18 protein-coding genes and 1 riboswitch are annotated in these 19,354 nt (G+C 66.3%); of the genes, 8 read left to right on the plus strand and 10 right to left on the minus strand.

All coding sequences use genetic code 11. From position 1 onward, the window contains the following. Window positions 1-88: 88 nt before the first annotated feature. Complete coding sequence (locus CH339_RS00085) at window positions 89-1,696, minus strand: GMC family oxidoreductase (RefSeq protein WP_111432481.1); 1,608 nt, start codon at window positions 1,694-1,696, stop codon at window positions 89-91. Window positions 1,697-1,861: 165 nt separating this feature from the next. Here CH339_RS00085 and CH339_RS00090 point away from each other — a divergent pair, with 165 nt between their 5' ends. From CH339_RS00090 to hppD, 6 genes are all read left to right on the plus strand, one after another. Next, the gene (locus tag CH339_RS00090) at window positions 1,862-3,097 is read left to right on the plus strand and encodes a TRAP transporter substrate-binding protein (protein WP_201241004.1); all 1,236 of its coding nucleotides are present in this window, start codon (window positions 1,862-1,864) and stop codon (window positions 3,095-3,097) included. Between the two features lie 192 nt (window positions 3,098-3,289). After that, window positions 3,290-3,808, plus strand: a complete 519-nt coding sequence (locus CH339_RS00095) for a TRAP transporter small permease (RefSeq protein WP_111432228.1) — start codon at window positions 3,290-3,292, stop codon at window positions 3,806-3,808. A gap of 11 nt (window positions 3,809-3,819) precedes the next feature. Next, entirely contained in the window at window positions 3,820-5,256 is a 1,437-nt protein-coding gene (locus tag CH339_RS00100) for a TRAP transporter large permease (RefSeq protein ID WP_111432229.1), read from the plus strand. A gap of 14 nt (window positions 5,257-5,270) precedes the next feature. After that, window positions 5,271-6,071, plus strand: a complete 801-nt coding sequence (locus CH339_RS00105) for an IclR family transcriptional regulator (protein ID WP_244669116.1) — start codon at window positions 5,271-5,273, stop codon at window positions 6,069-6,071. 423 nt (window positions 6,072-6,494) lie between these two features. Then, window positions 6,495-8,270, plus strand: coding sequence for a sulfoacetaldehyde acetyltransferase (gene xsc / locus CH339_RS00110; protein ID WP_111432231.1), 1,776 nt, complete (start codon window positions 6,495-6,497; stop codon window positions 8,268-8,270). 346 nt (window positions 8,271-8,616) lie between these two features. Next, the gene (gene hppD, locus CH339_RS00115; protein ID WP_111432232.1) at window positions 8,617-9,693 is read left to right on the plus strand and encodes a 4-hydroxyphenylpyruvate dioxygenase; all 1,077 of its coding nucleotides are present in this window, start codon (window positions 8,617-8,619) and stop codon (window positions 9,691-9,693) included. Between the two features lie 182 nt (window positions 9,694-9,875). On the opposite strand, the gene CH339_RS00120 is transcribed toward hppD, so the two are convergent. Genes CH339_RS00120 through CH339_RS00140 form a run of 5 tightly spaced genes read right to left on the minus strand, consistent with a single transcriptional unit; the run spans window position 9,876 to window position 13,397 of the window. Then, complete coding sequence (locus tag CH339_RS00120) at window positions 9,876-10,532, minus strand: energy-coupling factor ABC transporter ATP-binding protein (RefSeq protein WP_111432233.1); 657 nt, start codon at window positions 10,530-10,532, stop codon at window positions 9,876-9,878. Beyond that, a complete protein-coding gene (gene cbiQ, locus CH339_RS00125) occupies window positions 10,519-11,334 on the minus strand; it encodes a cobalt ECF transporter T component CbiQ (protein WP_111432234.1) in 816 nt (271 codons plus the stop codon). Before cbiQ ends, CH339_RS00120 begins: the two co-directional genes overlap by 14 nt. Then, window positions 11,334-11,936 (minus strand): NikL family nickel/cobalt ECF transporter subunit, encoded by a 603-nt coding sequence (locus CH339_RS00130; protein WP_111432235.1) that lies wholly within the window; start codon window positions 11,934-11,936, stop codon window positions 11,334-11,336. Before CH339_RS00130 ends, cbiQ begins: the two co-directional genes overlap by 1 nt. Further along, on the minus strand, window positions 11,933-12,562 hold the full coding sequence (cbiM, locus tag CH339_RS00135) for a cobalt transporter CbiM (protein WP_111432236.1): 630 nt from the start codon (window positions 12,560-12,562) through the stop codon (window positions 11,933-11,935). The genes CH339_RS00130 and cbiM overlap by 4 nt, the downstream gene beginning before the upstream one ends. Window positions 12,563-12,602: 40 nt before the next feature. Then, entirely contained in the window at window positions 12,603-13,397 is a 795-nt protein-coding gene (locus CH339_RS00140; protein WP_111432237.1) for a DUF4198 domain-containing protein, read from the minus strand. Between the two features lie 152 nt (window positions 13,398-13,549). Then, window positions 13,550-13,766, minus strand: a riboswitch (cobalamin riboswitch). Between the two features lie 206 nt (window positions 13,767-13,972). Here CH339_RS00140 and CH339_RS00145 point away from each other — a divergent pair. After that, window positions 13,973-14,695: a class I SAM-dependent methyltransferase gene (locus tag CH339_RS00145; RefSeq protein ID WP_170138327.1), complete on the plus strand. Its 723-nt coding sequence runs from the start codon at window positions 13,973-13,975 to the stop codon at window positions 14,693-14,695. 256 nt (window positions 14,696-14,951) lie between these two features. On the opposite strand, the gene CH339_RS00150 is transcribed toward CH339_RS00145, so the two are convergent. The 3 genes from CH339_RS00150 to arfB form a co-directional block, all read right to left on the minus strand. Next, window positions 14,952-15,794: an HTD2 family dehydratase gene (locus CH339_RS00150; RefSeq protein WP_111432239.1), complete on the minus strand. Its 843-nt coding sequence runs from the start codon at window positions 15,792-15,794 to the stop codon at window positions 14,952-14,954. Beyond that, window positions 15,791-16,930, minus strand: coding sequence for a CaiB/BaiF CoA transferase family protein (locus CH339_RS00155; protein WP_111432240.1), 1,140 nt, complete (start codon window positions 16,928-16,930; stop codon window positions 15,791-15,793). The genes CH339_RS00150 and CH339_RS00155 overlap by 4 nt, the downstream gene beginning before the upstream one ends. Before the next feature lie 86 nt (window positions 16,931-17,016). Beyond that, the gene (gene arfB / locus CH339_RS00160; protein WP_111432483.1) at window positions 17,017-17,439 is read right to left on the minus strand and encodes an alternative ribosome rescue aminoacyl-tRNA hydrolase ArfB; all 423 of its coding nucleotides are present in this window, start codon (window positions 17,437-17,439) and stop codon (window positions 17,017-17,019) included. Between the two features lie 135 nt (window positions 17,440-17,574). On the opposite strand from arfB, the gene CH339_RS00165 reads away from it, so the two are divergent. Next, window positions 17,575-18,792, plus strand: a complete 1,218-nt coding sequence (locus CH339_RS00165; RefSeq protein ID WP_111432241.1) for an NAD(P)/FAD-dependent oxidoreductase — start codon at window positions 17,575-17,577, stop codon at window positions 18,790-18,792. On the opposite strand, the gene CH339_RS00170 is transcribed toward CH339_RS00165, so the two are convergent. Beyond that, window positions 18,789-19,328 carry an AAA family ATPase gene (locus tag CH339_RS00170; RefSeq protein ID WP_111432242.1) on the minus strand — a complete coding sequence of 180 codons (540 nt, stop codon included), beginning with the start codon at window positions 19,326-19,328 and terminating at the stop codon, window positions 18,789-18,791. The two genes, CH339_RS00165 and CH339_RS00170, sit on opposite strands and share 4 nt — an antisense overlap. Between the last annotated feature and the right edge of the window lie 26 nt (window positions 19,329-19,354).

Here is a 19,354-nt window from a genome sequence, read left to right on the forward strand (position 1 = left end):
GATTCGGCGCGCCCATTGTTGCCGGCCATCATAAGGATTCCGTGACGGCCTGCCAGACGCCTGCGGCCGCACCCCGCGTCCGTTGCGTTCAGACCTTCCCGTCTTCCAGGATCATGGCGCTCGCCTTTTCGCCGATCATGATCGTCGGGGCGTTGGTGTTGCCGGAGACGATGGTCGGCATGATCGAGGCATCGGCGACCCTGAGCCCTTTGATGCCGTGGACGCGCAGGCGGTCGTCGACGACGGCATTGGCGTCATGGCCCATCTTGCAGGTGCTGGTCGGGTGGTAGATCGTCTGGGAGATGTTGCGGGCCGCTTCCAGCAGATTGTCGTCGCCGTCGACCTCCGTGCCCGGCACCTTTTCCGACACGATGAAAGGTGACAGGGCCGCGGTTCCGACCAGGCGGCGGGAAAAGCGCATGGCGTCGACCACGGTCTCCTGGTCGCGCAGGGCCGACAGGTAGTTCGGAAAGATCTTCGGGTAGGTGCGCGGGTCGGGCGAAGCGATGGCGATGCGTCCGCGGCTTTCCGGCCGCAACTGGCAGACCGAGGAGGTAATGCCGGAAAAGCGGTGCATCTCGATGCCGGGCTTGTCGGCGGAGAGCGGCTGGACGTGGAACTGGATGTCGGGCGTCTCCAGCTCCGGCCTTGTCTTGGCGAAGATGCAGACCTGGCTGGCGCCCATCGCCATCGGGCCGGCGCGTTTTAAGACGAATTGCAGGCCGATGAGGCCACGGCGGACGAGGTTGTTGATCTCGTCGTTGAGGGTCGGGACGTTGACCTCGTAGATCATGCGCACCTGCAGGTGGTCCTGCAGGTTCTCGCCGACGCCGCTAAGGTCGCGCACGACCGGGATGTCCATCTCCTGCAACAGGGCGCCGGGGCCGATGCCGCTCAGTTGCAGGATCTGCGGCGAGCCGATGGCGCCGGCGGACAGGATCACCTCGCCGCCGGGTTTGAGGGTCGCCAGCCGCGGCTCGTTGCCGGCGGCGTAGCGGATGCCGTCGACCCGGTCCGGCGCCTCGCTGGCGAACAGCAGCCGTTCCACATGGGCGTGGGTGACGATCTCCAGGTTCGCGCGGTTCTTAGCCGGCTTCAGAAAGGCCGTGGCCGACGAGCAGCGCAGGCCGTTTTTTGCCGTGAGCTGGAAGTAGCCGGCACCCTCCTGGCTGGCGCCGTTGAAGTCGTCGGTGCGCGGCACGCCGAGTTCTTCGGCGGCCGCGATATAGGCGTCGCAGATGTCGCGCTGAGCGCGCATGTTGGTGACGGAAAGCTCGCCGTCGGCGCCGTGGAAGTCGTCGGTGCCGCGCTCCTGGCGCTCGGACCTGCGAAAGAACGGCAGCACGTCGTCATAGGACCAGCCGACATTGCCGAGCTGGCGCCAGTGGTCGTAGTCCTCGCGCTGGCCGCGGATATAGAGAAGGCCGTTGATGGAGCTGGAGCCGCCGAGCACCTTGCCGCGCGGCCATTGCAGGCTGCGCCCGTTGAGGCCCGGATCGGCCTCGGTCCTGTAGCACCAGTCGGTCTTGGGATTGTGCAGGGTCTTGAAATAGCCGACCGGCACATGGATCCACGGATTGGTGTCGCGGCCGCCGGCTTCCAGAAGAAGAACGCGCTTGTCCGGATCGGCCGACAGGCGGTTGGCGAGGACGCAACCGGCAGACCCGGCGCCGACGACGATATAATCGTACTCCATGGACGGCTCCCAGTTTTTTTTATCGGCCACGTGGGCCACTTTTGGCGTTTACTTTACAATGCATATAGCATTAATATTGAGACTGTCAGTCTCAAAAAAACATAATTTTTGCTCAATGCATATGCAAACGACACGCATATGCTAGCGATAACAGGGAGGAAGCCGATGCTGACAGCATCCGAGAAGCTCAAGGGAATTTCACGCCGCGACCTGCTGCGCCTGACCAAGCAGTTCGGGATCACCTCGACGCTGGTCGCGGCCGGCGGCCTGACGGGCACGGTGACGCTGACGCGCCTCGCCGAGGCGGCGAACTCCACCTACGAGAAGCGCTTCAAGACGCCGGCCAAGCACACCTGGAAGTTCGGCGCGGCCGGCTTTAACGAGCGCAACCTCCTGATCGAGCGCGCCGGCTGCCTGGAGTTCGTGCGCGACATCGAAGAGCGCTCCGACGGCGCCATCCGCATCGAGTTCATCGGCTCCAACCAGATGTGCGGTCAGCTCGACTGCGTGAAGAAGACCCAGCAGGGCATCACCGACGTGTTCTCCGCCTCGACCCAGAACTCGGCCGGCGGCGCGCCCTATCTGAACGTCCTCGACTACGCCTACATGTTCCCGAGCCGGGCTTCGCAGTACTACTTCTTCTACCATCCGGGCAGCGAGAAGGTGCTGCGCGAGCCGCTGCGCAAGCGCCACGGCCTGCAGTTCCTGTTCACCCACTGCGAGCTGCGCGGCATCCAGCTTGGCCTGAAGTGGAAGGACAAGCCGCTGGTCAAGAGCGTCAAGGACCTCGCCGGCACCAAGAACCGGGTCACCGGCACACAGCTCGGCCGTATCGCCATGGAGCTGATGGAGCTGAACCCGACGCCGATCGCCTGGGAAGAGACGCTCGACGGCCTCAAGCAGGGCCTCATCGACGGCGCGGAGACCTGGGCCGCGGCGGTCGCCTACGCCAACATGTCGCCGGTGGTCTCGCAGTGCGTCAATCTCGGCTTCTTCTGCGGCACCGAGCACACGGCGATGAACGCTTCGAAGTTCGACGAGCTCTCCGGCGACCTGCAGGACGACGTCATGGAATCGGCGTACCTGACCCAAGTGCAGATCCAGGCCGCGAACGAGGCGGCGCTGGTCAAGACGGTCGGCTTCTCCGACCCGCAGCTTCCCGACACCCTGTTCGCCAAGAACGGCGTGCGCGTCGCCATGCTCGACGATGCGGCCCGCCACGAGGCCGAACAGATGTGCTCGCCGGAGTTCAAGCCGGAGCCGTGGACGAAGTGGCGCGAGCGCCTCAACGACTGGTCCGGCGGCATGGACACGTACAAGTACATCTACGACATCGCCCGGGAAATCCCGCAGGACACCAAGCCGGAGAACGTCGAGCCGCGGCGCTGGTGGAAGGGCTAACCCGGTCCGCCGTCCAAGACATCGGCGAGGGTGTGGTCGGCCCGCCGCACCCTCATCCGTCGATGGCCGCCTTGAGGAACGCCCCCGGTATCGCCCTGGCGTGCCGTCGGTGTTGCCTCAAGGCGTGCCGTTGACCGGTCCGGCCGGCGCCGGCCAACATCAATCTCACATCGCAGACAAGGGAGGGAGTGCATGCCCATCATCCGGTGGCTCGACCGCAACGTCGAGCGCGTCGTCATCCTCGTGAGCTACACGGTGATGGCGCTGATCGTCTTCGTGGAGGTGATCCGTCGCTTCACGATCAGCGAGCAGGCGCCCTGGAGCAGCACCATCCCGGTCTATCTGTTCCTGTGGATCGTCTGGGCCGGCTGCGCCTACAACGTGCGCATCCGCACCCATCTGCGCTTCGATGAATTGAGGGTCCGGTTTTCCTACACCGCGCAGTTCGCCTGCCTGATGCTCGACGCGCTGCTGTGGATCGTCTTTTCCGCGATCATCATCTACTTCACCGTCCACCAGGTGCAGCTCGCCAGGGACAATTTCGCCATCGTCCAGGGCACCGACGACGTCATGCAGTGGTGGTTCTACCTGGCGACCCCGCTCGCCTTCTCGCTGCTGATCATCCGCGTCTTGCAGAACGTCTATGAGGACGTCGCCAAGTACCGGCGCGGCCAGCCCTTCGAAATCCAGACCAGCATTCTCGGCGATTAGAGGGCCACCCCATGGATCAACAAACCCTCATTCTCCTGATCTCGATCGGCGTCACGCTGTTGTTCCTCATCGGCGTGCCGATCTTCCTGGTCATCGGCTTCTGGGTCATCGGCGTCAGCATCGCCATCGACTTCACCCTCGCCAATCTCGGCGTCACCCTCTATGAGGGCCTCAACTTCTTCGGCCTCCTGGCGCTGCCGCTGTTCATCCTCACCGGCGACCTCATCAACGGCGCCGGCATCGCCAAGCGGCTGTCCGATTTCGCCTATTCGATCCTCGGCTGGCTGCGCGGCGGCCTGGCCATGGCGGCGCTCGGCGCCTGCGGCCTGTTCGCGGCCATCTCCGGCTCCAATTCGGCGACGACGGCGGCGATCGGCTCGATCATGCATCCGGAAATGGTCAAGGGCGGCTACGACGAGAACTTCGCGGCGGCGACGGCCGCTTCGGGCGGCACCGTCGGCATCATCATCCCGCCGTCGATCATCTTCATCGTCTACGGCTTCCTGATGAACCTTTCCATCAGCGACCTGTTCATCGGCGGCCTGTTGCCGGGCATCATGATGGTCGCCGCGATGCAGGCCGCCTGCTGGTGGATCTGCCACAAGAACGGCTGGGGCCACCTGATCCGGCTGAAGCTGAGCCGGATCGTCGGCACGGCCTTCGGCGCCTGGCTCGGCTTCTTCGCCATCGGCCTCGTCCTGTGGGGCATCTATACCGGCGCCTTCTCGCCGACCGAGGCGGCGGGCGTCACCGCGGGCTTCTGCGCCATCGCCGGCCTCGTCTGCTATCCGATTCACAAGGTCCTGATGCGCATCCAGGAGCGCCGCGGGCGGCCGGAGATCGGCGATGACGTCGCTCCGGATGCGGAGGGTGGCGCCCATGTCGCGGAAATCGACAGCCGCGGCATCCTCGGCAACCTCGTGGTGCCGGGCTTCAGCCCGCTGGAGCTGCCGACGCTGATCATGCGCTCGGGCCAGATCACCGGCCTGCTGGCGCCGCTGATCGCGATTTCCGTCGTCATGCAGCAGATCCTGACGCTGCTCGGCGCCAAGGCGTTCGTCACCGGCATGCTCGGCGAACTGGGCAGCTACTACGCCATCCTGTTCGCCTGCATGGGCATCGTGCTGGTCGCCGGAACGATCCTGGAAAGTCTGCCCAACACCATCATCCTGGCACCGATCCTGGCGCCGATCGCGGCCACCATCGGCGTCGACCCGATCCATTTCGCCGTCATCTTCCTGATCGGCGATGCCATCGGCTTCATCACCCCGCCCTACGGCCTCAACCTCTATGTGGCCAGCGGCATCACGGGCATTCCCTATTTCCGGCTGCTGCGATACACCATGCCCTACCTATTCGCGCTGCTCGCCGTGTGGGCGATCGTGGCGCTGGTGCCGCAGCTATCGACGATCCTGCTCTTCAACAGCGGAGCGGGCGTCTACCAGTGATGACGGGGGTTTCCTTGCCGGGACATTCGGAACGCGACGACGAGACCGGCGAGGGTCGCGTTCCGACCGGCATCCGCAGCCTCATCATCCTGGAGGAACTGGCCCGAACCGGCACGCCGATGACGGCAACGGAGATCACCGCCGCCCTCGGCCTGCCGAAGCCGACGATCCACCGGCTCTGCCAGCAGCTCGAGGCGGAAGGCTTCCTGGAGCGCGACCTCGACGGACGGCGCTACCTGCCGGGCCGGCGCATGCGCGAGATGGCGGCCGGCGTCACCCAATTCTCAAGCGTCTTCCAGGAGCGCCACGCCATCCTGGAGCGGGTGTCGACCCGGCTCGGCGAGACCTGCAACATCGTCAGCCACGACAAGGACGGCATGTTCTATCTCGACCGGGTGGAATCGCGCTGGCCGCTGAAGGTCGACCTGCCGGTCAGCGGGCGGGTGCCGTTCCACTGTACGGCCAGCGGCAAGCTCTATCTGTCGAGCCTCAGGAAAACGCAGCGGCGCACGCTCATCCATGCGCTGACCTTGCGCAAATACGGCCCCAACACGCTGACGGCGCCGGAGAAACTGATGGCCGAGGTGGAGGCGACGGCGAAGCGGCGCTACGGCATCGACAACGAGGAATTCATCGAGGGGATGGTGGCGCTGGCCGTGCCGGTGCGCGATGCCGGCGGGCGGCTTGCGGCCATCCTTGCCGTGCACGGCCCGGTGCAGCGCATGAGCCTTGAGGACGTCATCGGCCACCTGCCGGTGCTGCGCGAGGGCGCCGAGCAGCTTGCGGCTGTCATCGACGCGGAAGCGGCGGGTTAGGCCATGCGTGGGACGCTATCCGCCGCAGGTTTCCGCGGCGCCGGGCTCGCCAAAGGGAATACGGGAAAAACCGTTGACAACTGCGGCATATCGTCTAATTACGAGACTGCAAGTCTCAAAAACAGAGCAATTTGCGACTAATGCGGAGGCGGAAATCCCGCCGGTGTGGTGACCAGGTGGAGCCGGCGAAACGGTTTCCTTCCTCCGCGGCAAAAACAAGCCGACCGACTTGCATCAATGGGCCTCAACGTGTGTGTAACGCTAGAGTGAGCTGAGAAACCGCCAGACCGTCGGACACGACCGTTCCATCGGCCCTATGATCTTCGCGACAAGCCGTCCCGCGCCTGCCGTCTGATACCGCTTCGGACCAATGCCCGACCTTTTGTCGCGATACCTTCGATCGCACCAAGGAGTGTATCCCCCATGAAAATGTCCACCGAAGAAGCCTTCATCAAAGTCCTCCAGATGCACGGCATCGATCAGGCCTTCGGCATTATCGGCTCGGCGATGATGCCCGTGTCCGACCTGTTCCCCCAGGCCGGCATCAGGTTCTGGGACTGCGCGCACGAGACCAATGCCGGCTATATGTGTGACGGCTACACACGGACGACCGGCAAGATGGCCATGGCCATCGCCCAGAACGGCCCCGGCGTCACCGGCTTCGTCACCTCCATCAAGACCGCCTACTGGAACCACACGCCGATGCTGCTGGTGACCCCGCAGGCCGCCAACAAGACCATCGGCCAGGGCGGCTTCCAGGAGGTCGATCAGATGGCGATGTTCCGCGACATGGTCGCCTACCAGGAAGAGCTGCGCGACGCCTCGCGCGTCGGCGAGGTGCTCAACCGTGTCATCGAGAAGGCCTGGCGCGCCTCTGCGCCGGCGCAGATGAACGTGCCGCGCGATTTCTGGACCCAGGTCGTCGACATCGAGCTGCCGCAGATCGTGGCGCTGGAGCGCACCTCGGGCGGCCGCGGCTCCATCAAGCAGGCGGCCGAACTGCTGTCGGACGCAAAATTCCCGGTGATCCTGTCGGGCGGCGGCGTCGTCATCGGCAACGCCATTGGCGACTGCGCGGCGCTCGCCGAGCGGCTCGACGCCCCGGTCTGCTCCGGCTACCAGCACAATGACAGCTTCCCCGGCTCGCACCCGCTCGCCGTCGGCCCCCTCGGCTACAACGGCTCGAAGGCGGCGATGGAGCTGATCTCCAAGGCCGACGTGGTGCTGGCGCTCGGCACCCGCCTCAATCCGTTCTCGACGCTTCCCGGCTACGGCATCGACTACTGGCCGAAGGACGCCAAGATCATCCAGGTCGACATCAATCCGGACCGCATCGGCCTGACCAAGAAGGTCTCCGTCGGCATCTGCGGCGACGCCAAGCTGGTCGCCCAGGACATCCTTGCCGCGCTGTCGGCGAGTGCCGGCGATGCCGGCCGCGAGGAGCGCAAGGCGCTGATCCACCAGACCAAGTCGGCCTGGCTGCAGACGCTGTCCTCAATGGACCACGAGGACGACGATCCGGGCACGACCTGGAACGAGCGCGCCCGCGACCGCGATTCCGAGCTGATGTCGCCGCGCCAGGCATGGCGGGCGATCCAGGCGGCGCTGCCGAAGGACGCCATCATGTCCACCGACATTGGCAACAACTGCGCCATCGGCAACGCCTATCCGACCTTCGAGACCGGCCGCAAATACCTGGCGCCGGGCATGTTCGGGCCCTGCGGCTACGCTTTCCCGGCGATCCTCGGCGCCAAGATCGGCCGTCCGGACGCCACCGTGGTCGGCTTTGCCGGCGACGGCGCCTTCGGCATTTCCATGAACGAGATGTCGGCCTGCGGCCGCGACGACTGGCCGCCGATCACCATGGTCATCTTCCGCAACTACCAGTGGGGCGCGGAAAAGCGCAACACGACGCTCTGGTACTCCGACAACTTCGTCGGCACGGAACTCGACCGCGACGTCTCCTACGCGAAGATCGCGCAAGGCTGCGGCGCCAAGGGCGTCCAGGCGCGCAGCATGGAAGAGCTGACCGCGGTGCTCAACACGGCGGTTGAGGACCAGAAGAAGGGCATCACCACCTTCGTGGAGGTGCTGCTCAACCAGGAACTCGGCGAGCCGTTCCGGCGCGATGCCATGAAGAAGCCGGAGAAGATCGCCGGCGTCGATCCGGCCGACATGCGCCAGCAGCCCGGCGTGTAAGCCTTTACCATCGGCGGGCGGTGCCAACGCCGCCCGTCCAAAAGCCGGCATCGCCGCCAATGGATGCCGCTCATCGCCTTGACGCCGGTCGGCCTCGCGCCCGCCGGCGTTTTTTCTTTGGCGCTATGGTTTGGAGGGGTCGGGTCGGTCGCGTTCACGCGTGCCGGTCGAATTCCCGCGGGAATTTTGGTATAGTGCTTCTCAACTGCAACTAACCGGGCGGACAGCTTGAACCTCGTCATTGCCAGGGTCCTTTCCAGAAGCGTTCGCGGCGTTCCTTGCGCGCCGCCGGTATCGGCCGTGCCCGCCGCCTGACCGCACCGCTTTTTTCACAAGGACCCCGACAATGACCGACCTTTTCGACAATCCGATGGGGCTCGACGGCTTCGAATTCGTCGAGTTCGCCGCGCCGGAAGCGAACATGCTGGAGCCGGTGTTCGCGATGCTCGGCTTTACCCATGTCGCCAACCACCGCTCCAAGGATGTCGCCCTTTACCGCCAGGGCAATATCAACTTCATCCTCAACCGCGAGCCGCGGAGCCTGGCGGCCTATTTCGCCGAGGAGCACGGGGCTTCGGCCTGCGGGCTCGCCTTCCGGGTCCGGGACGCGCACAAGGCCTATGCGCGGGCGCTTTCCCTCGGCGCCCAGCCGGTCGACATCCCGACCGGGCCGATGGAGCTGCGCCTGCCGGCGATCAAGGGCATCGGCGGCGCGCCGATCTACCTCATCGACCGCTACGAGGACGGCTCGTCGATCTACGACATCGACTTCGAGTTCTTGGATGGCGTCGACCCGCATCCCGTCGGCTGCGGCTTCACCACCATCGACCACCTGACCCACAACGTCTATCGCGGCCGCATGGCGCACTGGGCGGAGTACTATTCGAAGCTCTTCAATTTCCGCGAACTGCGCTTCTTCGACATCAAGGGCGAATATACGGGCCTGACCTCGCGGGCGATGACGGCGCCGGACGGCAAGATCCGCATCCCCCTCAACGAGGAGGCCTCGGGAGGTTCCGGCCAGATCGAGGAATTCCTGATGGATTTCAACGGCGAGGGCATCCAGCACATCGCGCTCCTGTGCGACGACCTCATCGCCGCCTGGGATCGCCTGAAGCGCAAGGGCCTGCCCTTCATGACGGCGCCGCCGGACACCTATTACGAGATGCTGGAAGGCCGGCTGCCGGGCCATGGCGAGCCGGTCGACGAGCTAAAGGCGCGCGGCATCCTGCTGGACGGCTCGACCGAGGACGGCGATCCGCGGCTCCTCCTCCAGATCTTCTCCGCGCCGCTGCTCGGCTCCGTCTTCTTCGAGTTCATCGAGCGCAAGCGCGACGAGGGCTTCGGCGAGGGCAATTTTAAAGCGCTGTTCGAATCCATCGAGCGCGATCAGGTGCGCCGCGGGGTGATTGCCGCGGATTGAGGGGGCGGGTCTTCGCTGCGCCGCGGCCGGGATGACGGGAGAGGGGTGAGCTACTCAGAGGCATTTCGCCAGCGCTGTTCTGGATCGCCGCGTCGGCCTTACGGCCTCCTCGCGATGACGCCACGGAAGAAATGGTCGTCATCGCGAGCGCAGCGAAGCGATCCAGAAGGCGGCAGCCTCCGTCAGTGCGGCACTGCCTCAAGACGCCCGCCCCGCAGCGCCAGCGTCCGCGTCGCAACCGCCTCCCGGAACGGGCGGTCGTGGGAGACGAGGACCATTGCCTGGGGGAGGCCGGTGAGGATCTCGATGAGCCGGGCGCAGGTTTCCTCGTCGAGGGCGTTGGACGGCTCGTCGAGCAAGAGCACCTCCGGCTCCATGGCGAGCACGGCGGCGATGGTGATCAGCCGCTTCTCGCCGCCGGACAGCTTGTGGGTGATGCGGTTACGGAAATCGCTGAGCCGCAGGCGGTCCAGCACGTCGTCGACGATGGCCATTGCCTCCTTGCGGCTCTTGCCGAGATTGAGCGGGCCGAAGGCGACGTCCTCGGCGACGGTCGGGCAGAAGAGCTGGTCGTCCGGGTCCTGGAAGACGAGGCCGGCGAGGCGCCTAACCTCGTGGAAATCGGCCTCGGCCCGGCGCTCCTCACCGAAGGCGTGGACGCTGCCGCGCACGGGCTTCAGGAGCCCGACCATGATGTGGAGCAGGGTCGACTTGCCGGCGCCGTTGGGCCCGGCAATCGCCAGCCGCTCGCCCGGCTCAAGGTCGAGCGAGACCTCGGAGAGGACCGGCGGGCCGCTGCGATAGGCGAAGTGGATGTCGCGGAGCTCAAAGAGGGGCACGCAGCACCTCGATGACGGCAAGACCGCTGAGCAGGGAGAGGGTCGCGAGCCCGAGGCCGAAATCGCGGCGGCGCCAGGCGAGGTCGTCGATGAGCGGGATCGTGCCGGTGAAGCCGCGGCATTTCATGGCCGCCAGAATGCGCTCGGACCGCTCCAGCGAGCGCACCAGCATCATGCCGACGAGGTATCCGAAGCTCTTCCAGGTGTGGCGCGAGTTCGACGGCCGGAAGCCGCGCGCCTTCATCGCCGTGCGGAGCGTGCGGTATTCGCGGACGAGCACGTCGATGTAGCGGACCGTGAACATCATCAGATGGACGAGGGGTTCCGGCGCCTTCAGGCGATAGAGCGCGCGGCCGATGGTGATGGCGTCCATGGTGCCGACGAGCGACAGCAGCATGAGGACGATGGCGTTGGCCTTCAGCGCGATCTCGACGGCGCGGATCAGCCCCTGCCAGCTTGCCGGATAGCCGAAGATCGTGACGATCGGATCGCCCGGCACGGTGAAGGGCAGCAGCATCAGCATGAAGATGATGAAGCTGTCCATCATCGCCATGCGCCGCAGCGTCGGCGCTGGCGGCAGATTGGCGAGCACCATCGCGAGGAGGCTGGCACAAAGGGCGACGACGAGCGCGGCAAGGTCGCTCAGCACCACGACGGCGAGGGCGAAGGTGACGACGGCAAGGATGCGCGCCCGCGGATCGAACCCGCCGATCGGCGTTTCCGTCTCCTCCTCAGCACGCGGCAGTGCCAAGGTTTCGGTCTGGATGGCCGACTGCGCGCGGGTCTTGAGGACGTGGCCCATCAGGCGTCTTTCAGCCGGCGGCGCGCGGCGACATAGAACGCGACGCCGAAGAGGCCGATGATGTAGCCGATGCCGCCGAGGACGTTCTGCAGGTCGTTCTTTTCCTTATAGGCGGCGATCTCGCGGCGCAGGGGCCGCAGCTCGCGGCGGATTTCCTCGGCGATGACGGCGCGCTGATCCGCCGACATGCCGGGGACCATCGCAGCGCTCACCGTTCCGGCCGGTACGATAGCGGGTTTGGCAGGATCCGTCGCTGCGGTTGCCGGCGCGGCGGCTTGCGGCAGGTCTGCGATTTCCACCCGCGCCGTTGCGACATGGCCGGCGCCGAGGTCGGCGCGGAAAATATGGACCGTTTTCTGCGTCGGCTTGTAGGTGAAGTAGCCGTCGCCGTCGGTCATCGTCTCGCCGATTTTCTTGTCGGCATCGTCATAGACATCGATGCGGGCGTTTTCGGCCATGTCGCCGTTGGAAAAGCCGACTTCGCCCTCCAGCGCTTCGCCGACCGCATAGACGGAGAGCACGACCTTGTGGGCGAGGGCCGGCGGCGCGGCGAGCAGTGCGGCGGCAATGACGGCGGCAAAGAGGGGCGCGAAGGGCTTCATGACGTTGCCTCCTTCTCGGCTTCGGAAAGGGCATCAAAGAGTTCCGGTTTGACCCGGTGGGCGAGGAGGACGGCGGCGCCGGTGAGTGCTGCTTCCACGGCCATCACCGGGACATGGGCGAAGAACACCAGCTTTGCCGCGGGAATGTATTCGTCGCCGGAAAGGGCAAGGGCGAAGGCGACCAGGAGGGTCGTCAGCGCGATCGCCAGTCCGCCGCCGAGCGCGCCCCAGCCAGCGGCAACGGCCGGGGAGCGGGCGGCGATGCCGCGCCGGCAGAGATAGTAGACGATGACCGCGGGCAGGGCGATGTTGAGCGTGTTGACGCCGAGCACCGTCAGCCCGCCGAAGCCGAAGAACACGGCCTGCAACAGGAGCCCGATGAAGAGGGCGGGAAAGGCGGCCCAGCCGAGCACCAGTCCGGCAAGGCCGTTCATAATCAGGTGGACGCTGGACGGCCCGATCGGCACGTGGATGAGCGAGGCGACGAAGAAGGTCGCCGACAGCACGCCGGCCGCCGGGATCTTCTCCATGGTCAGCGACCTCAGCCCCAGGGCGACGCCGCCGGCGGCAACGACCGCGCCGCCTGCGACGACCGGGAGCGACAGGGCACCGTCGACGATATGCATGGCCTTTCCTCCTCCTTCTGCCGTTCGGGCCGCCGGGCCGCTACTTGATGTCGTAGGCGCGGACCCAGATCACGGCGTCCTGGGAGAGCTCCTTGCCCTCATGCTCCTTGGCCGGCCCGGAACCGAGGGCGGCAAAGCCCCAGAAACCGGCCTTCGGAATGCCGAAGGTGAATTCGCCGTCGGCGTCGGTGACGGCGACGACGGCGCCGCCCGGCATCGGCGCGGCGGTCGGCTCTTTCGGCCTGTTGGCGTCCATGTCCGGCTCGGCGGCCATGAACTCCACCTCGATCTCGGCGCCGGCAACGGGCGCGCCGTCCGACAGCAGCTTACCGGAAAAGGTCGAGCCGGCGATCACGTTGGTCGGCTTGTTGAGCGGCACGATCTCCGTGGCGAGGCCGAGCGGCTCGTGCCAGCCGGTCGGCATGCCGCCCTTGTTGACGTAGCTCTTGGTGATCTGCTGGATGAAGAGGTCCTCGCTGCCCTCGTAGTAGGGCGCGGGCTCCAGGACGAAGACGTAGTCGCCGTTGCGGCGCACCGGCACGGCGGCCTCGAACGCGGCGGCAGCATTGCCCGATCCGGTGAAGGTGATTGGATTGAGGGTGTCCATCAGGTCGGTCTTCTTGCCCTTGTGGACGACGTAGAAGGCCTCAGGCTTTGCCATGTCCATGACATGGCCGTTCTCGAAGGGATGCCAGAAGATCAGCTTGAAGGGCAGATCGCCTGCCGCCTCGACGTTCACTTCGGGCGTGTAGACGAGCTGGAAATGGGCCGCGGCGGGCGCGGCGAGGAGCGTGGCTGCGGCAAGGCCGGCCACGGCGGACATCAGTTTTTTCATGTCGAGTCTCCCGTATGGTCTTGGCGACCGGCTCAATTGCCGGGGCCACAGGAGACGCGCGGGAGAAGAGGCGACGGCGGGAGAGGGGACCTCACCCGGCCGACTGCACTCGACGCTCACCCCGGCGTCCGGTCAGTCAAATCGCCGGGCGGACCCGGCGGCGGGCGATGGCAGGTCTCCTGGCTCGCGGGTCGTCGCGCTACCCCGCCTTCCCGGCCGACAAGGCCAGTGGCGGTTTGGGGCAGCGCTCGCCGCATACAGTTGCGGGGGCAGCCACGGATTTGGCCGAAGCAAAGAGCAGGGGCCGTACCGTGTTCCCTTTTCATCCCCGAAAAGCGATTCCGGGGAACCATCGCGGCCACTATCGGAGGCGGGTTCCGGCTTGTCAATCGGCCATCGCAACCGGTATGCGAAAGGCCAATGCCGGTGGGGGCTGCCGGGTCGACCGTGCGGAGGGGCGCGACAATCTGTTGCCTTGCCGTCGCCGCCTCCTGCTCCACGTCCGGGCTTTGGCGGTTGCAGGGCGTCGCAAATGCCCGGACCATCCTTCCAGCACGCCAACAAGGGGACCTGTCATGTCTGTCGAAATACCCTCCCTCACCGGCCTTCCGACCGTGGCCGAACCGACGTCCGCCATGGAGGTCATCGAGCTTGGCTTCGGCCAGCTCGACGGCCAGTCGATCCTCGACATCGGCTGCGGCAAGGGCGCGCTGGCCGCTGCCCTGATCGAGCGCGGCGCGACGATCACCGGGCTCGACCCGAACGAGATCGCCCTTGAGGAAGCAAAGAAGGCAGCACCGGAGGCCGAGTTCCATCTGCTTTCCGGGGCCGAACTGCCCTATGAGGACGGTGCCTTTGACGGCGCGATCTTCCTCAACAGCCTGCACCACATTCCCGAAGCCGACATGACGACGGCGCTGGCCGAGGCCGCGCGGGTCTGCGGTGCCGGGACGACGGTGGTGGTCGTCGAACCGGTCGCCGACGGCTCTTACTTCTCCGCCGTCCGCCTGATCGACGACGAGACGGAGGTGCGGGCCAAGGCACAGGAGGCGATCGCCGCTGCCGTGGACGCGGGGCTCTTCGCCCTCGACCTCGACACCTCCTACGAGCGGGTCTCGACCTTCGCCGACAAGGAAGCATTCCTGGAGCGCGTCGTCTCGATCGATCCGGCGCGCCGCGAGCGCGGCGAAGCCAAACGCGCCGAGGTGTTCGCGGCGCTGGATGCCAATGGGGACGAGGGACCGGACGGCATCACGCTGATCCAGCCGATGCGGGCGCAGATTCTGACTGTGCTTTGAGAGCTGCGGGGGGCGGTTTTCTCCGTCCGTTACGACCCCGCTCGGCGTCACCACCGTGCTTGACACGGTGGTCCATGATGACGTGCGGCACATTTCAGCTTAACGGATTGAAATCAAAGGCCTCATGGATTGCCGGGTCAAGCCCGGCAATGACGCCAAGTGTGTGGGCGCGGGAGTGCGCAAGCTTCCACTCTCAGAGCTGCGAATTGGCCAGATATTGCGTATTACGTATTATCCGTAGAACGGTCTTTATACGTCAGTCGAACCGCGCCGTCGCGACCATGGCAATACGGCCGTCGTCGGCGCGGGCTTCCAGCTCGACCGTGTCGTTCGCCTCGTCCTTGATGCCCACGAGGTCAAAAGGCTCGGTGTCGAAGAGCGGCGACATGGCACGAAATTCGTAATGTGCGCAAGTCGCGCTTCGGCGCCGTTCGGCCGCTTCCAGGAGCAGCATGGCGATCATCGGGCCATGCACGACGAGGCCGGGATAGCCCTCCGTTTCCGTCGCGTGATTGCGGTCGTAGTGGATGCGGTGGCCGTTGAAGGTGACGGCGGAAAACCGGAACAGCATCACCGGATCGGGCGTCACGGTCTCGCGCCAGGCGGCGGGCCGGGTTCCCGTCTTCGCCGCCGGTGCGGCGCCAGACGGGATCATCTCGCGATAGACGATGTCCTGCTCTTCGCGCACGCACAGTTTTCCGTCCTGGTGCACTTCGTGGCCGACCGTGACGAAGACGAGGGGGCCGCTGCGCCCCTCCTTCTCAACGACGTTGTCGATGCGGCTGATCATGGCCGCCCGCGCGCCGAAGCGGAGCGGGGCCTTTTGCGTGATCCGTCCGCCGGCATACATGCGCCGCGGCAGCGGCACCGGCGGAATGAAGGTTCCCGTCGCCGGATGGCCGTCATGTCCGAGGTCGCGTTGGCGCGCCACGGGCATGAAATAGAGCCAGTGCCAGAGCGGCGGCACGGCATCGCCGGCTTGAAGCGGATGGCCGGCGCCGTGGGCATCGAGGGTCGCGGCGAGCCGTTCGGCGGGCGCGGTCGAAAGATACTCTTCGACGGTCGTCTCGCGGCCGATCCAGTCCGAATAGTCGGTCATCTTTCCTCGCCTTCTTTCTCGGCAAATTCCGCCCGGAGCGCCGCGTCGTGGGCGCCGAGGTCCGGCACCGGGCCGAAGTCGGGCGTCACGCCGTCGATCTCCGCCGCCGGGGCCAGCAGTTCCGCCGTGCCGCCGTCGACTTTCACCGAGACGAGCCGGTTCTGGGGATGGGTGAGGAGGTCCTCCATGGTCGAGATGTTGCCGCCCGCGATCCGCTCCTTATCGAGCCGCGCGGCGACTTCCGTGCGCGGCAGGTCGCCGAGGACCGCCTGGATCGCGCCGTCGACGGCCGCGCGGTTCTCCACGCGCCTGGCGTTGGACGAAAAGCGCGGGTCGGACGCAAGCTCCGGTCGGCCGAGGACCTTGTCGCAGAGCACCCGCCACTCGCGCTCGTTCTGGATCGAGATGACGATCTCCTCGCCGCCCTTGCACCGGAACGCGCCATAGGGGGCGATGGTCGGGTGGGCGAGACCGACGCGCTTCGGCGTCACCCCGCCATAGCGGTGCTGCAGATAGGGCACGTTCATCCAGTCGCCGAGGCTGTGGAACAGCGAGACCTCGATGGCGGCGCCCCGTCCGGTGCGGCCGCGGGAAATCAATGCTTCCAGGATCGCCTGGTAGGCGTACATGCCGGTGGCGATATCGCAGACCGAAACGCCGACCCGGCCCGGCGCCTCGGGCGTGCCGGTCAGGGAAACGAGGCCGCTTTCGGCCTGGACCAGCAGGTCGTAGGCCTTCTTGTCGCGATAGGGACCGCGCGATCCGTAGCCGGAGATGTCGCAGGTGATCAGCCGCGCGTCGCGCTTTCGCATCGCGGCGGTGGACAGCCCCAGCCGGTCGGCAGCGCCGGGGGCGAGGTTCTGGATATAGATGTCGGCGCGGGCGATCATGCGGGCAACGAGCGCGCGGTCCTCCGGCGTCTTCAGGTCGACGCGGCAGGATTCCTTGCCGCGGTTCAGCCAGACGAAATAGGCGGACTCGCCGTGGACGTGGTGGTCGTAATAGCGGGCGAAATCGCCCTCCGGCCGCTCCAGCTTAATGACGCGGGCGCCGGCATCGGCGAGCTTGCAGGAGGCGTAGGGCGCAGCGACGGCCTGTTCGAGGGCGACGCATAAAAGTCCGTCTAGGGCTTTCACCGGGGCGTTTCCGTCTTATTGGTTTTCTGCCGCCAGACAAGGCGTTTCGGGCGGCAAAGGCAAGGGGTGTTGGCGCCCCCGGCCGGTCACTCGTCTCCACCAACCTTGCCGCGCAGGCGCTTCACGTTGCCGCGCTTTGTCTTGGCGTCCGTGCGCCGGCGCTTGGCGCCGCGGCTCGGCCGGGTCGGGATGCGCGGCTTGTCGCGCTCCGCGGCCTTTTCGATCATTTCCACGAGCCGCTCGATGGCGTCGCGCCGGTTCGCCTCCTGGGTGCGGTGGCGGTTGGCGGTGATGACGATGACGCCGTCCTTGGTCAGCCGGCTGCCGGCAATGCGCTCAAGGCGGCGGCGCACATAGTCCGGCAGCGACGGCGAGGTGCGCGCGTCGAAGCGGAGCTGGACGGCGGTCGAGACCTTGTTGACATTCTGCCCGCCGGGGCCGCCGGCGCGGATGAAGCTCAGCTCGATTTCGTCGTCGGAAAGGGAGAGCCGGTCGGATATCGTGATCATGGCACCCGTCATAGCCGAAACGGGGCGGCAATGGCACCCGGCGGCTGGTCATGCGCTTTGCCGGGGGCTTGCCTCCTGCGCCGTCCTATTGTCTATGGCTTTCGTGCAAAAAAACGGATTTCGGGAGACGCGTCGATGAGTGGGGTGGTGATTATCGGAGCCGGGCAGGGCGGGTACCAGACGGCAGAATCCCTCAGGCAGGAGGGCTATGAGGGGACGATCACGCTGATCGGCGCCGAGCCGCATCTGCCCTATCAGCGTCCGCCGCTGTCCAAGGCCTATCTGCTCGGCGACAGCGACGCGGAGCGGGTCAAGTTCCGCACCGAGGCCTATTACGAGGAACGGCGGATCGACCTCAGGACGTCGACGACGGCGACCTCCGTCGACCGCGACGCCAAGACCGTGACGCTCGCCGACGGCAGCGCGCTCGCCTACGATCATCTGGTGATCGCCACCGGAGCGCGGATCCGCGAGTTGCCGGTCGAGGGCGCCGATCTTGCGGGCGTCTGCTACATGAAGACGCTGAACGATGCCGACCATATCGGCGCGCTGATGGAGACGACCGAGCGGGTCGTCGTCGTCGGTGCCGGCTTCATCGGCCTGGAATTTGCCGCCGTCGCCCGCAAGCTCGGCAAGGACGTGACGGTGCTTGAGGCGATGGACCGGGTGCTCGGCCGCGTCGCCCCGCCGATCCTTTCGGACTATTTCTCGCGCCTGCACGAGGGCAACGGCGTCCACATCCGCTGCGGCGAGGTGGTCGCCGGCATCATCGGCGACGACCACGGACGGGTCTGCGGCGTGCGCTGCGCCGACGGCCACGAGGTGACGTGCGAACTCGTCGTCGTCGGCATCGGCGTCATCCCGAATGTGGAACTCGCCGAGGCCGCCGGGATCGATTGCGACAACGGCATCATGGTCGACGCGCATGGCCGCACTTCCGATCCGTCCGTCTATGCGCTTGGCGACGTCGCCAACTACGAGCACCCCTTCGCCGGCAAGCGCGGGCGGCTGGAATCGGTGCAGAACGCCATCGACCAGGCCAAGGCCGTCGCCTCGGCGATCGCCGGTTCCGGCGTTCCCTACACCACGGTGCCGTGGTTCTGGTCCGACCAATACGCCACCAAGCTGCAGATGGTCGGGTTTTCCGAAGGTTGCGATGCCTTTGAGATCCGCGGCGAGATCGCGGAAGGAAAGTTCTCCATCTTCCACTATCGCGGTTTGGTGCTGCGCGGCATCGACACGGTCAACCGGCCGGCCGACCACATGATGGGCCGCAAGCTGCTCGCCGCCGGCATTTCGCCGACGCCGGAACAGGCCGCCGATGCGGAATTCGCGCTGAAGTCGCTGCTCTAGCCGAGCTCGGCGAGCGTGGAGAGCACGAAATCGGCGCGCGCGGGCGTCGGGGCCTTCGGCAGGATGATCGTCTCGTAGCCGAGCCGCGGAAAGGCCTGCGCCAGCCGGCGATATTCGGCCTCGGCTTCGGCAAGGCCGTGCCGGCGGTCCGCGTCGGTGCCGTAGATCTCCGGCCAGGGCGGGGTCAGAAACACGCAGGAATGATAGCGATGCTCCGAGCCGAGCGCGGCGAGGACCGGCTCGCCGGTGAGCGCTTCCAGGGCCGCGGCGGCATCGATAAGGCCGCGGTCGAAGAACACCCAGCCCGAGCGATCTTTCGCCGCCGTCCTGTCCGCCAGCGCCATGTCGATTGCCCGGCGCAGGAAGGCGTCCATGTCTACCCAGGGCAGGGCGGTGCCGCCGGTGGCGCGTTCCTCCTCAACGATGCGGCGGCCGGGCTCTTCGACGATGCCATGGCCGCGCGCGCCGAGTTCGGCGACCAGCGTCGACTTGCCGCCGCCCGAACAGCCGGAAATAACGACGAAGCGCTTGCTCAAGGTGCGGGCTGTCCTTCGGGATTTGT

It is taken from the genome of Rhodobium orientis (assembly GCF_003258835.1).
GTDB classification, from domain to species: domain Bacteria; phylum Pseudomonadota; class Alphaproteobacteria; order Rhizobiales; family Rhodobiaceae; genus Rhodobium; species Rhodobium orientis.

Excerpts from the sequence above, each read along its gene's own strand:
- CH339_RS00165 (WP_111432241.1), top strand. The coding sequence starts at position 17,575 with ATGAGTGGGGTGGTGATTATCGGAGCCGGGCAGGGCGGGTACCAGACG.
- CH339_RS00085 (WP_111432481.1), bottom strand. The coding sequence starts at position 1,696 with ATGGAGTACGATTATATCGTCGTCGGCGCCGGGTCTGCCGGTTGCGTC.
- arfB (WP_111432483.1), bottom strand. The coding sequence starts at position 17,439 with ATGATCACGATATCCGACCGGCTCTCCCTTTCCGACGACGAAATCGAG.
- CH339_RS00090 (WP_201241004.1), top strand. The coding sequence starts at position 1,862 with ATGCTGACAGCATCCGAGAAGCTCAAGGGAATTTCACGCCGCGACCTG.
- CH339_RS00145 (WP_170138327.1), top strand. The coding sequence starts at position 13,973 with ATGTCTGTCGAAATACCCTCCCTCACCGGCCTTCCGACCGTGGCCGAA.
- cbiQ (WP_111432234.1), bottom strand. The coding sequence starts at position 11,334 with ATGGGCCACGTCCTCAAGACCCGCGCGCAGTCGGCCATCCAGACCGAA.
- hppD (WP_111432232.1), top strand. The coding sequence starts at position 8,617 with ATGACCGACCTTTTCGACAATCCGATGGGGCTCGACGGCTTCGAATTC.
- CH339_RS00095 (WP_111432228.1), top strand. The coding sequence starts at position 3,290 with ATGCCCATCATCCGGTGGCTCGACCGCAACGTCGAGCGCGTCGTCATC.
- CH339_RS00150 (WP_111432239.1), bottom strand. The coding sequence starts at position 15,794 with ATGACCGACTATTCGGACTGGATCGGCCGCGAGACGACCGTCGAAGAG.
- CH339_RS00140 (WP_111432237.1), bottom strand. The coding sequence starts at position 13,397 with ATGAAAAAACTGATGTCCGCCGTGGCCGGCCTTGCCGCAGCCACGCTC.
- CH339_RS00130 (WP_111432235.1), bottom strand. The coding sequence starts at position 11,936 with ATGAAGCCCTTCGCGCCCCTCTTTGCCGCCGTCATTGCCGCCGCACTG.
- CH339_RS00100 (WP_111432229.1), top strand. The coding sequence starts at position 3,820 with ATGGATCAACAAACCCTCATTCTCCTGATCTCGATCGGCGTCACGCTG.
- cbiM (WP_111432236.1), bottom strand. The coding sequence starts at position 12,562 with ATGCATATCGTCGACGGTGCCCTGTCGCTCCCGGTCGTCGCAGGCGGC.
- xsc (WP_111432231.1), top strand. The coding sequence starts at position 6,495 with ATGAAAATGTCCACCGAAGAAGCCTTCATCAAAGTCCTCCAGATGCAC.